We start from the raw sequence: 12,346 nt of genomic DNA, 5'->3' as shown, positions 1-12,346 counted from the left end.
TTATGAAGTTTTCTGTTGTTTCTGCTTTCTTATATTTTCTATGAAAGTCTTTAAGGACGCGAAATCTCTTTTTAACCCTTGGATGTCAAACTCTTGGATCCACATTAAACCCCCAGCGGCATCCACAACCTCGCCACTGAGTTTCAAATCCTTTATTCTATCTTTCCAATTGAATACGTCCTTTGAGATTACAAGAACGTAAATATCTCCTTCATTCCTAACATGAACTTTACCCCAGAAATAATCATTAAAAATATAATTAAGTTCCTTAGCAAATGGTTCCTTCCCCGGCCTTTCGGAAACACTAATCCATTCCTCCGGCTTTCCTCCAATATCTTGAATAATTTTCTTAATTTCCTCACTCATTTATATCACTCCCTTATTTCGTAATACGTCAATTGCAATCTTTCCTATTCCTAGTTCTTCAGGACTGAAACCAAAGGATAAACCCAATAGTTGTGTTACATATATTGCAGGCATAGTCCAACTTACGTTAAATTCAGCCTTAACCTTTAACTGTAAAGAGTCCAGCTGAAGATGACATAAACTACACGGGTGTATTACTAAATCAGCTCCAGCTTGTTTGGCACCATTAAGAACGTTAAATGCTAACTTTAAAGCGCCCTTAGGATTGCTTCCAACTAGGGGAAATCCGCAACATGAGGTCATGGTAGGGAAAGGAACTGGTATAGCTCCAGTTACTGCAACCAATTCAGATAAGCTAGTGGGATTGTATGCCTTCTCAAATCCCATTATTTGTTCTGGTCTTAGCATTTGACATCCGTAATAAGTGCCTACTTTAAGTCCAGTTAAAGTTTTCTTAACGTGTTTCTTAATATTCTCTACTCCTACATCTCTTAATAAAACCCAAACTATATGTTCCGCATCCACCTTTCCCTCATATTTAACTGAAGTGCCTTCTAGTCTTTTATCAGTCTTTCTTTTAATATCTCTATCTTCCTTATATTTGTATGTTGCTAGCCTATGGCTATGAAGACATACGCTACAAGGTGTTACCATCTTCGTAAGACCCATCTTTTCTACTTGTGATAAATTCCTTAAGTTAAGAGCCACATGACCAACTTCATCATATTCGTCATAAAATCCACCACCACAACAGTTCCAATCTGGTACTTCTATCAGCTCAACTCCAAGTACTTCTGCTACCTTTTTTGTTGCTATATCTACATCCTTAGATAAACCATGGGTTGCACATCCAGGATAGTAAGCTATTTTCATTCTTATCACTCACCTATTATCTTTTTAATTTCGTTTATATTTTGTACGGGTTTCTCTTGAACTAATATGTACTTAAGCTTTCCTGCCCTCGACATATACACTAGATCAATAAGGGATTGCAACACTCCGTAGGTCTTTAAATATACTGGTGCTTCAGAGAGCTTTCCAGTTTTAAATATAGATTCACGAATAGCCTCAACATGATTTTCGCCTCTTTCTGCTACTTCTGATTTGGCCTTGTATATTCTAGTAAAGCTTCTAGTTTTCTTTATTGCAGTCACTGGCTCTATATCTCTTGGACACACATTAAAGCATTGATAGCAATAAGTACAACGCCATGAACTATCAATTAATATTTTCATTCTCTCTTCGGTTATTGTATCCCTTGGATCAGCTAAAAACCTATAACCTTTAGCATGAGCAGCTGGTCCTAAAAATTGCTGATCTATTATAACCGCTGGACAAGCTGAGACACATAATCCACACCATATGCATTGAGCGAATTTCCATAACTCTTTCTGATCTTCGGGTTTAAGTCTATGTTCAGCTTTACCCTCTAATACCTCTTTAGCCTGATATAATCTTGGTTTTACCTTGAACATCCTTTCGTAAAACTCATTCCAGTCCACTATTAAGTCTTTGATTGGTTTAAAATAATCCATTGGCTCAATTGTTATCACATGGCTGTTATATTTTTTGGCGACATCTAAAACTAACGTTTTACAAGCCAGTCTAGGTTCACCATTAATTTTCATTCCACAACTTCCACATACTGCCATATGACAAGATGCTCTGTACGATAGTGTAGGATCTTGTTCACTCTTTATTCTCCTAAGGGCCTCTGTAAATTGTGTAAACCTATCAACCTTCAGCTTATATTCTGCCCACCAGAATCCTCTTTCGGGATTGAATCTTTTTACCTTTAATATAACTTCTTCCTCTTGAGACTGAGTCATTTTAATACACCCTAGGTTCTGGCTTCCATCTGGTTATTTTAACTGGTTTAAATGTGACTTCAACCGTATTACCCCTTAAATACGCAATCGTGTGTTTCAACCAATTATTATCATCTCTATCTGGATAATCCGTCCTATAATGAGCCCCTCTTGACTCTTTCCTCTCTAAAGCTGACTTGGTTATAGTTAATGCTAAATCTAACATATTCCTTAATTCAAGAGCGTTAAAGAATTCTGTATTATAGACTTTACTCTTATCTGTAACATACATACTACTAATCATACCTCTTAATTTATTTATCTCGGACATTGCATTTAGTAGACCACCCTCATCTCTATATATTCCAACATAGTCCCACATTGTATCTCTTAGCTTTTCTAATATTTGGCCAAAATGCACACCACTCTCGCTCTTTACGAACTTGTAAGCGTCATCAACAACTTTCTCAGCCTCTTTCTCATAATTTGATGTGGGGTTACCTGGATTAGACTTAAGAAATTGTACAACAGTTCTACCTGTAACTTGGCCAAATACTAAAGTGTCCAGAAGTGAATTTGAGCCTAATCTATTAGCCCCATGTACTGATACACAAGCTGCTTCACCTGCAGAGAATAATCCCGCAATATCCGGATTCCTCCCATCTATATCCACATCTATTCCTCCCATATAATAATGCTGAGCGGGCCTGACTGGAATAGGCTCAGTAAACGCATCAACACTTGCAAAACTTTTTGCAGCTTCTACAGCTAAAGCTAACCTTTCTTTAATATATTCTTCACCTAAATGAGTCAAATCTAAGCCAACATATCCACCAGGGAACCCTCTTCCTTCCCTTATCTCGGTGATGATTGCTCTTGAAACTATATCCCTAGGCGCTAGATCTAGCTTTTTGGGAGCATATTTCGTCATAAATCTTTCTCCTTTAACATTTTTCAGTATCCCACCTTCTCCTCTAGCGGCTTCACTAATAAGAACGTCTGATGGGTATAATGCTGTGGGATGAAATTGCACAAATTCTGGATCTTTTAACGCAGCTCCCGCTCTTAATGCAATTCCGAAGCCATCACCAGTGTTAATGTAACTATTGGTTGTATGCCTATACAGCATCCCCATTCCTCCAGTTGCCAATACGACAGCCTTTGTCTTAAAGAAGAATGGAGTCAGCGTCTTCATTTGTATTGCTACTATACCAACTACCTTTTTATTATCAGTAACTAAGTCTAAGGAGAACCACTCGTTGTAAAAATCCACATTTAGACCGGAAGTCCTTTCAAAAAGCGTATGCAAAAGCGCCATACCTGTTTTATCTCCCACAAATCTAGTCCTCGGATAGGTCTGTCCTCCAAAATATCTAACTGCGACTCTGCCATCAGGTTGCCTATTGAATAGAGCCCCCCATCTTTCCAGTAGCATTACTATTTCTCCGGATTTGTTAGAAAGTAACTCTGCCGCGTCTTGATCTACTAAATAATCTCCTCCTTTAACTGTATCATATGTCATATAATCTGGGTTATCATTTGGATCTGAATTGCCGGGAATGTAGGCAGCTATTCCACCTTCTGCAGCAGCAGAGTGTGACCTTGTGGGAAACACCTTTGAAATAACAGCAACTTTAAAACCAGCAGAGGCTATCTCGTGTGCACTCATTAAGCCAGCTAGTCCTCCTCCAATTACAACTGCATCGTATTCGATCTTTTCCATACAAGTTTATATTTGCACAATAGTTTTTAAGTATTCTTTCTACAATTTCACAAAAGGTCTAATAAACTATTTACTACGTATTTCGGCTTAACACTACTCCTATCAACATCGTCAACAGTTGATATACCAGTTAAAACTAATGCTGTATCAGCACCTATATTGTATCCCATTTGGATATCAGTCTCTATCTGATCCCCTATAACTAGAATTTTATCTAACTTCTTAACACTTGAAATTCGCATGGCTATTTCTATTATCCAAGTGTTAGGTTTCCCTGCTATAAAGTCTGGATCCCTTCTCAAGGCGTAAATTATAGAACTAGCCAACGCCCCAGCACCCAACTTTAACCCATTCTTAGCTGGCCAAAGTCTATCCATATTTGTTACTATGAATTTCGATCCCTTGCTTATACACCTCATGGCTAACGATAGTTTATCATACGTACTTAACCTATCCAGTCCCATCACTACGGCATCTGGTAAGTTTCTCTCTGATTCCACATTAGAGAATACTAAGAAACCATGATTTTTCAATTCTTCAATAAGCCCCTCTTCGCCTACTGCGAATACAGACTTAACATTAAGCTTCTCCTTCATGTAAATTGCAGCAGCCAAACCACTTGTAATTATCATATCTGGAGTAACCTTAAGGCCTAAATAGGACAGCTGTTTAGATAATAAGATCCTACTAAAACCGGAATTATTAGTTACAAATATAACCTTAACTCCATTATTTTGTATATTCCTTAACGCTTGTATATTTTCCCATATTGGTTCCCCTTCTCTTACTATTACCCCATCTACATCACTTATTATTAATTGATAGTCATTAAGTGTTGACATTTTTGATTAACGCCTCCATCTTTTAATTATTAGTTACAAATATAACCTTAACTCCATTATTTTGTATATTCCTTAACGCTTGTATATTTTCCCATATTGGTTCCCCTTCTCTTACTATTACCCCATCTACATCACTTATTATTAATTGATAGTCATTAAGTGTTGACATTTTTGATTAACGCCTCCATCTTTTCTCTAATTTTTTGTTCCAATTCATCTTGTTTATTCACAAAGCCAAAAAGCCCGATTGCAGTATAGAGTACGTTTTCACAATCTTCCCATTTCCCAATTATCTCCGGCATTATTTTGAAATAATAGTATTTTTCTCTCTCAAATAGATATAGAAGAAACACTTTGTCACCTTTTTGTATGATATATAGGTCACAATAATCTAACGAATTTCTTATAACTTTGTCTACACCTAACTTTTCCTTATTGATTGACAAAACCATTTTATTTCACCCCATCAACTTATCATGGGCATGGATACTGAAAACTTAACAAGGAAATACTATGGTTATCTTAAAACTCTGCCAAATATAAAAATATTTGCAACAACCTTTTCAGCAGAATCTTTATTTATAATGCTAAGGAGTTTCCAACTAACTTTCGATTATCTATTTTCATTTGCACTCTACTCAATTCTTCTAACGATAATTTTTAAGAATAAGATAAAATTAGCCTTATTTCTTATGAATCTAACTGCGATACCTTACCTTCTTCTTTCTCTGTTACCTATAGCTCCATTTTACGCATTTGGATTTTTCATGCCGCTAATGGCTTATATTCTCCTAAGTAGTTATAAGGAAATTCCTTCCATAGTGCTATCTGGAATTACATCGTATGTCCCTATAATATTTTACGTTAAATACTCGATTATCTTTCTAATCTATATAATTATAATAGGTTTAATATTCCATTTTTATATATATACAGTTAATAGAAAGGGCGTAAAAATACTTGGGTTCAAGTCAACGCAAGTAGCTGTTCCCTTCATAACAGCAATAACTGAAAAAAATAAAGTACCTCTAGAAAATTTTCTAAATTTAGTATCTGTAAAAACTAATCTGAGTGTATTTATGTACAAATTGGACGATTTTCTTTTCATGATACCACAAATACATTTCGGAGTTTTCGATAGTGTTGGTAGTTCTAGATTCGTTTATGATATTGAAAAAACCTTAAGAAATAACGTAGTAACGGTATTTCATGGACCAGGTAGCCATGAATTAGATTTACCCTCATCAGCCGAGGTAAATAAAGTAATGGAAGAAATCTCGAAAAGTACGCTAGAACGTAGTAATTGGTATAAGGCCACTTTTTACGGCATTTCAATCGAAAAACGCTCTACTTTTGATATTACATCATTAGAATTCGATAAATTCAGAGTATCATTTATGGAGAGACCTGAGTTTGGAATAGATGATTTACCATCTTCCCTATGGAAGTATATGCTATCCTCAAATAACTACCTTATAGATTGCCATAACTCTTTTCTAGTAAAAGAATACGATAATCACGAAATAAATAGTTTAAAGGAATTCATCATGGATCAAAGAGGGATTAAAAGTACAAGGAAACTTTTGGTAGGATATGCAGAAGGAAAATTAGCTAAAACATGTGAGGGATTATGTGATAGTCGTATACGAGTCTTCACATTTGATGATAGAGTAAAGAGAGTATCTATAGTTTACATCTACGCTAATAACTCAACTAAAGAACTTAATAACGCTATATCCAGTGCAGTCAGGCAAATCGTTGATAAGGTAATTTTAGTCACACCAGATGATCACTCTTGTACTGGGATAAGCCTAGGGATTACATACTCTCCAGCTACTTTTTGTGAAGATATCGTGAATAAAGCATCTGAACTAATTAAGAGATCCACAGAGAATATGAAGGAGATAAATAGCATAGAATATAAAGTGGTTAAGATAAAAGGTGTAAAGATCCTCGGAAAAATAATTTCTATTATGCTAAAGGCGCTAGAGGACGTAGGGAGTTATACTTCAAAAACGTTTTGGATTCCCTTAGTAGCACCATATGTTTTACTTGTAGTTATACTACTTTTCCAAAGCCTTATTAAATTCTAAAATTATCGAGTCCACGCTATATTTCCACTTCATTAAACCATTAGGCTCTGCTGGGAAGCGCTTATAAACATCCTTAACCTTTTTCATATACTCGGCAACAGTCTTTAGCTTAAATAGTAATGATGGCTTTCCAAGAGCCATAATAGCTCTCATTGCTTTTTCAGCTGTGGAAAGCTGAAGATCACCATTCGCACTTGCCTCCAATAAGTCCTCCTCTCTTATCACTTTCCTACTCATTCCATAATTTATCTCATCATCACTTAACTTCTGTAAAAATCTTCTAAATAAGTCAAGGCTAGCTTGCTTAGCACCATATCTCTCTATATAACACTCATTAGCATTCCATAGTCCTTTTGCAGAGAAATCATTATTCTCAAATGCATTAAGTATAGCTTTACCAACACAATAAGCTGAAATCATTGCAGAACCTTTACCTCCTCCATGTACTGGATTCACTGTAAATGCCGAGTCACCTATTACTGCTACACCATCCCATACGATAGTTGCAAGGGGCCTTCTAGTAGGTACTAACGCTCCACCTTTAACTAATAGCCTTTTCTTATCTATATCTGGAGCGTAATAGTCGACGTATTTATTGTAGAATTCATGAATACTGGGATAACCCATGCCTCCCTGTATACCTAAACCAACATTGACCTTATTTGGTCCTTTCGGAAAGTACCACCAATAACCACCTGGAGAAGCCTTCTGTGTTATGAATATCCTTAAATACGGATATTCATCAATTTCATCCTTACTATTTAACACTTCTCTATATGCAACATCAGCGTCTTTGTCATCTAATGACTCGGTCACCGGAAATTCAAATGGAAGCTTACTTCTAAAACTGGTTGAATATCCAGTAGCATCGACGGTAATTTTAGCTTTAGCCTCTATAGTTTCATTAGTCCTTCTGTTAAACAAGACCGCTCCTTCCACTTTATTGCCAACTATTATCGGTTTCATCGCAGTCGTTAGATCTAAAATTTCAACTCCCCTATCTCTAGCCTCTTTGGTCAGCCTCTGTACATAACTGGGAGAATCAATTTCAAAACCTTCTCCTTTTACAGTCCAAACGGTTTTCATGTCAGGGCTATACAGCTTTATACCTTCCACTTTCTCCTCCAACTCTTTGCCTTGAGGATAAGGCATCCCCAAGTTATCGAAATGTTCCTTGCTTATTGCATCTCCACAAGGTTTATCGCCAAACCTATTCCATGGTTTACTATCTATGGCTAAGACCTTAAGGTTAGATTGAGATAGTTTCCAAGCAAGTGATGCACCAGCTATACCTAAACCAATAATTAAAACATCATATTCGGCGCTTTTCAATTTAGCACCACTATCTACTTCCCTCGTTAGAATAAAAAATTATTTACAATAATCCTTTATAATATTTGCCTTTATCGAATTAGGAACCTTATGAAGTATTTTTTCGATCTTATGTTTATTATTATCATCACAATATATTATTATACCTTTCATATCTTGACGATTTTCCAAGATCTTTTTCATCATTTGGTCAACCTCTTCGGGTTTCCAAATGTAAATATACGCACCTAAATCTATATTATCTAAAAGGGCCTCCCTGGCATTTTGTATAAACTCTGGGTAAGAAATTGATGAAATGAAATTTATTATTAATTTCTTACTCCCATTTAACTTGCAATCCTTAAACATCGCCCTAATGAAATTCGGTATTTCCTCAGCGTTGGTTGAAGAGATCACTACAATTGGCTTATTTTCAAGTTGCATAAGCTATTAGTAAGACTCAGATTTAAATGGTTTATGAAAATACCATCTATTATTATCAATTATCTTAAGAGAATAGAGGGACAATTATAATATGTGATTGTAGTAGTCAAGTATAGGATAATGGATAATAATATAAGAAAAATAGTCAACTCTCTCAGAAAAATACCATTTATAAAAGAAATATTGTTTTATAGTGGAGAGAAGAATAGTATATTTGCAAACAACTACAAAATTTGGGAAGAGGGATCTGATTTGAATCCCATAGAAGAAGTATATGATGTGAAAATACTAGAACTTGCGCGAAGAATGTATTTCCCAACATGTGGTTAGGTTCTGAGATTCCTAATGTAAAAATTTGAGTCAGTGATAACTACATAACCTCTTGCTTCTGGCGGAAATTCCCTAGTGATACCACCACTATATAATACTCTTGCTAGTTTATCGATTTCTAACCTCTTATATTGTCCTATTACTAGCCAATCCCATGGTCCAGCCCCAATACTTTTCCTCAACTGATCTATTTCTCCCTGGTGTCCATGAATAATGTGGTATTTGACAGAGGCTGCTTCCGCAATATACATAGTTGTACCAATTATTTCCTCCCTATATCTGGGTTCTGCAGTTATACATTTTATTGCATGAGGATCCATATCTCCTTGAACGTATATTATCTGAGCCCAGGGAGCTATACTCCTAATAACGTAGAGCACATCAATGACTCTAGGACACTCATAGTCCCAATAGCATTGGGTAGTATCACCATTTAATACTATAACTTCTGGCTCCTCCTTCTTTATAATACTTGATAACATACTTTCAACATGAGGTTCGGGGAATCTAATATTGCTCATTACTAATATCTTCATTTAGATCTCACCCTCGAAGACATACACTTTCTTAACTCCATCTGAGGAAATGACACCTCTAGCCATCCCTTTTGTATTATAGTAAGCCGAGGCATTTCCATATTTATCTAATCCTATCATTCCTATATTATCTTTTCCAAAAATTTTAGTTATTTTGTTTATCACAGCTCTTAGTGCATCATCAATAGTGAAACCCAATGAGACTAAAATATCAACTTCTTTAGCTGGTAACATCCTTAAAATTATCTCACCAATTCCAGTACTAGAAACAGCTACATTCGGCGTTGCGTAATAGCCTGCGCCCGGAATAGGAGAATCCCCAACTCTACCCGGTAATTTTCCCTTTATCCCACCAGTGCTAGTTCCGGCAACTAGATTACCATGTTGGTCTAGAGCTACTGCACCTACAGTATCTCCGGAAACCTTACTTTCTGAAATTGCATTCTTATTATTAGAAGTATTATCGCCACTACCTATCATTAATACATGCCTATTTTGAAGTAAGATTTCCAAAGCCTTTTTTATCGCGCTACCTTCTCTCAATCCCATAATACCCCCCACTTGAAGTGTATTACCTATCATTATTCCAGCGTCCATTTCAATATATCCAGCTGAGTTTCTTACACTACCTTTTCCAGCATCGAAAACTCCAGACTCCTCCATATAGTATATGGCCTCTACTACGGCTTCAAGCGCAGAACCTTTCCTAAACTCATAATATCCTCTCTCTAACGCTTCGCTTATTGTCAGTTTCGCCTTATCTTGATTAACTATTTGCCAACTTCCTGCTCCGCCGTGTATTACGAGTACTGGTAAATTATATCTCACACTCTTCTATTGGGAATAGATATTTTTATTTTCTAATTAGTAGTCTTTAAGAATAAGATGAAAGCCAGTTATACATTACCCCTTTCCATATTGATGATAGTTTTACCAATAGTTCCAGGGTTGGTAGACTCTTTTATAGCATTTTTGGTAGGAGCTCTAATAGACTTTATTGTTGCAGTGTATGTTTTAATTTCTGAAAAACCTTGGGCAAATGATATAAAAACTGCAATTAGCACTCTTTACTTTACTGCGTTGTCAACATTTGCAGATGTAGCGGGGGTTTTCTTTGTTATGGCATATCAGGATGAGTACAAATTCGCCATAGTTACGTTAACCTTATCTATTCCATTCATATATAACTTGTTTCTAGTGTTGAAATCGGTATTACCTAATATAATAAAGAGAGATATATTATATGTAGGAAATGGATTCTTTGCATTTATATTAGTTTTAATTATTGGAGCAATAATAGGCAGAGCGTTTATAACAAACTTTTACGCGCTCTTACCATTATATACTGGATTTTTAATACTAGCTATTATAGCTTTATTTTACTTCAGAAAAAAGTGAACAATATATGACGAGAATAGCAATAGTAGGCGCTGGTCCCGCAGGATTATCTCTAGCTTATTTTTTAAAAGGGAATAGAAAAGTTGATGCAACAATTTACGAGAGTATGGAAGAACCTGGACTTAAACCGTGCGCATGGGGCTTAATAACTGGAATAGAAAATATAATACCAATACCAAATGAAACTATAATTAGTGAGATAAGGGGTTTTAGAATATATCTTGATAATAAACTTGTTTTTGATATAAGCACAGATAACAAATTAGGATACATTATTGATAAACCTCTCTTCTTAAAAAGACTTTCAGAAGAAGTAAATGTAGAATTTAATTCAAAAGTTGTAAAAAAGGATGATAAATACTACGTAAATGATAAACCAATAGATCATGACAAGGTGATATTTGCAACTGGGCATTATAGTGTAAGTAAGTCTATGTCAATTCCCGCAATTCAGTACATTACCGACTACGAAATAGATAAGGAAGTAGTGGAATTCTATTTTTACTCTGGCTTTTTGGGTTATGCTTGGGTATTTCCAGATAGGGAAGGATCAAAAATTGGAATTGGAGGATATGCTGAGGTTCCAGAGCTAAAGGAAAGATTAAAACAAATCCTCAAGGGGAGAATTAAAATGTTTCATGGAGCTAGGGTTACCGATTACGGAGTGATAGAAGACAGATTAGACGGTAATTATACGGGTGAGGCGTTGGGTACAGTATATGCAATAACTGGAGAGGGAATAAGACCGTCGATTATTTCTTCAAAAATTTTAGCGGACTCCATATTAAATGGAAAAGATTTCAAAAAGGAATTTAAAAAGAGTAAGTTATATTGGTCGTTAAAATGGCATGCAAAAATTATAAAAATGACGAAAGAGAGAGATCCAACCACGGTAAGACTTTCGAAGGCGTTACTTAATAATGATCCCCAACTAATTTTAAAATTTGCAATAGGCGACTTTAATAGAGTTGATTTAATAAAGATCTTTGGGAGGTCTCTTATTTGAATTCCTCATTTTATTATCTTGACGATATTGATAAAAAGATACTTAATATACTACAACAAGATTCACGAATACCTTTCTCTAGACTAGCTAAGATGCTCAATTTGAGTGAGGCTACAATATATGTTAGAATAAAGAGGTTAAAGGAAAATGGTGTAATTAGGGGTTTTTATACTGAAATAGATTTCGATAAGATTGGACTCAGCGTTGTAGCTTTTATATTAATAAAAGCGGATCCCAAGAAATATGATAACATACTAAAACAATTAGTGGAAATGAAAGAGATTTATGAAATTTATGATGTAACTGGAGAATACTATGCAGTACTGAAAGTGAGAGTACCAACTAGAGAAGATTTGGCAAAAGTATTAGATAAGATAGGAAATATGGATGGAGTTACATCAACTTATACGATGCTTGTACTTAGATCAATAAAGGATAAGAAAGAGCTTGATCTTTGAATCAGGTGCGAGAGCTCCTCATCACATATCA

Annotated in this window: 15 protein-coding genes and 1 pseudogene; 5 read left to right on the top strand and 11 right to left on the bottom strand. The window is 35.5% G+C overall.

Features of this window, described 5'->3' with window-relative positions; genetic code table 11:
* From YN1551_RS13230 to YN1551_RS13205, 7 genes and pseudogenes are all read right to left on the bottom strand, one after another.
* Positions 1-366, bottom strand: a complete 366-nt coding sequence (locus tag YN1551_RS13230; protein ID WP_012712839.1) for a hypothetical protein — start codon at positions 364-366, stop codon at positions 1-3.
* Positions 367-1,239 carry a CoB--CoM heterodisulfide reductase iron-sulfur subunit B family protein gene (locus tag YN1551_RS13225; RefSeq protein WP_012710335.1) on the bottom strand — a complete coding sequence of 291 codons (873 nt, stop codon included), beginning with the start codon at positions 1,237-1,239 and terminating at the stop codon, positions 367-369. It abuts the gene before it with no gap.
* Positions 1,240-1,244: 5 nt separating this feature from the next.
* Entirely contained in the window at positions 1,245-2,195 is a 951-nt protein-coding gene (locus tag YN1551_RS13220) for a succinate dehydrogenase/fumarate reductase iron-sulfur subunit (protein WP_012718081.1), read from the bottom strand.
* A gap of 1 nt (position 2,196) precedes the next feature.
* The gene (locus YN1551_RS13215; RefSeq protein ID WP_012718080.1) at positions 2,197-3,897 is read right to left on the bottom strand and encodes a succinate dehydrogenase flavoprotein subunit; all 1,701 of its coding nucleotides are present in this window, start codon (positions 3,895-3,897) and stop codon (positions 2,197-2,199) included.
* Between the two features lie 47 nt (positions 3,898-3,944).
* Positions 3,945-4,739 (bottom strand): HAD-IIA family hydrolase, encoded by a 795-nt coding sequence (locus YN1551_RS13210; RefSeq protein WP_012718079.1) that lies wholly within the window; start codon positions 4,737-4,739, stop codon positions 3,945-3,947.
* Between the two features lie 25 nt (positions 4,740-4,764).
* Positions 4,765-4,908: pseudogene (locus YN1551_RS16300) on the bottom strand (HAD-IIA family hydrolase); the annotation flags it as partial.
* On the bottom strand, positions 4,895-5,185 hold the full coding sequence (locus tag YN1551_RS13205) for a hypothetical protein (RefSeq protein WP_012710331.1): 291 nt from the start codon (positions 5,183-5,185) through the stop codon (positions 4,895-4,897). The pseudogene YN1551_RS16300 and the gene YN1551_RS13205, both read right to left, overlap by 14 nt.
* A gap of 30 nt (positions 5,186-5,215) precedes the next feature.
* Between YN1551_RS13205 and YN1551_RS13200 the strand changes: the two genes are divergently transcribed.
* The gene (locus YN1551_RS13200; protein WP_012712835.1) at positions 5,216-6,832 is read left to right on the top strand and encodes a DUF2070 family protein; all 1,617 of its coding nucleotides are present in this window, start codon (positions 5,216-5,218) and stop codon (positions 6,830-6,832) included.
* Here the strand turns inward: YN1551_RS13200 and YN1551_RS13195 are convergent.
* A complete protein-coding gene (locus YN1551_RS13195; RefSeq protein WP_012718076.1) occupies positions 6,803-8,164 on the bottom strand; it encodes a digeranylgeranylglycerophospholipid reductase in 1,362 nt (453 codons plus the stop codon). The two genes, YN1551_RS13200 and YN1551_RS13195, sit on opposite strands and share 30 nt — an antisense overlap.
* Positions 8,165-8,203: 39 nt before the next feature.
* A complete protein-coding gene (locus YN1551_RS13190) occupies positions 8,204-8,587 on the bottom strand; it encodes a DUF5751 family protein (RefSeq protein ID WP_012718075.1) in 384 nt (127 codons plus the stop codon).
* A gap of 93 nt (positions 8,588-8,680) precedes the next feature.
* Between YN1551_RS13190 and YN1551_RS13185 the strand changes: the two genes are divergently transcribed.
* A complete protein-coding gene (locus YN1551_RS13185) occupies positions 8,681-8,917 on the top strand; it encodes a hypothetical protein (RefSeq protein WP_012710327.1) in 237 nt (78 codons plus the stop codon).
* Here the strand turns inward: YN1551_RS13185 and YN1551_RS13180 are convergent.
* Positions 8,914-9,453, bottom strand: a complete 540-nt coding sequence (locus YN1551_RS13180; RefSeq protein WP_012710326.1) for a metallophosphoesterase family protein — start codon at positions 9,451-9,453, stop codon at positions 8,914-8,916. The two genes, YN1551_RS13185 and YN1551_RS13180, sit on opposite strands and share 4 nt — an antisense overlap.
* Positions 9,454-10,281 carry an isoaspartyl peptidase/L-asparaginase gene (locus tag YN1551_RS13175; RefSeq protein WP_012718074.1) on the bottom strand — a complete coding sequence of 276 codons (828 nt, stop codon included), beginning with the start codon at positions 10,279-10,281 and terminating at the stop codon, positions 9,454-9,456.
* Positions 10,282-10,338: 57 nt separating this feature from the next.
* Between YN1551_RS13175 and YN1551_RS13170 the strand changes: the two genes are divergently transcribed.
* Genes YN1551_RS13170 through YN1551_RS13160 form a run of 3 tightly spaced genes read left to right on the top strand, consistent with a single transcriptional unit; the run spans position 10,339 to position 12,315 of the window.
* The gene (locus tag YN1551_RS13170) at positions 10,339-10,851 is read left to right on the top strand and encodes a hypothetical protein (protein WP_012712831.1); all 513 of its coding nucleotides are present in this window, start codon (positions 10,339-10,341) and stop codon (positions 10,849-10,851) included.
* Positions 10,852-10,858: 7 nt separating this feature from the next.
* On the top strand, positions 10,859-11,857 hold the full coding sequence (locus YN1551_RS13165) for an NAD(P)/FAD-dependent oxidoreductase (RefSeq protein ID WP_012718073.1): 999 nt from the start codon (positions 10,859-10,861) through the stop codon (positions 11,855-11,857).
* Positions 11,854-12,315, top strand: a complete 462-nt coding sequence (locus YN1551_RS13160; RefSeq protein ID WP_012710322.1) for an Lrp/AsnC family transcriptional regulator — start codon at positions 11,854-11,856, stop codon at positions 12,313-12,315. The genes YN1551_RS13165 and YN1551_RS13160 overlap by 4 nt, the downstream gene beginning before the upstream one ends.
* Positions 12,316-12,346: the final 31 nt, after the last annotated feature.

The organism is Sulfolobus islandicus Y.N.15.51 (assembly GCF_000022485.1).
GTDB lineage: Archaea > Thermoproteota > Thermoprotei_A > Sulfolobales > Sulfolobaceae > Saccharolobus > Saccharolobus islandicus.
The sequence above is the reverse complement of the archived record's forward strand: the minus strand, read 5'-3'. Positions and strand labels throughout refer to the sequence as shown.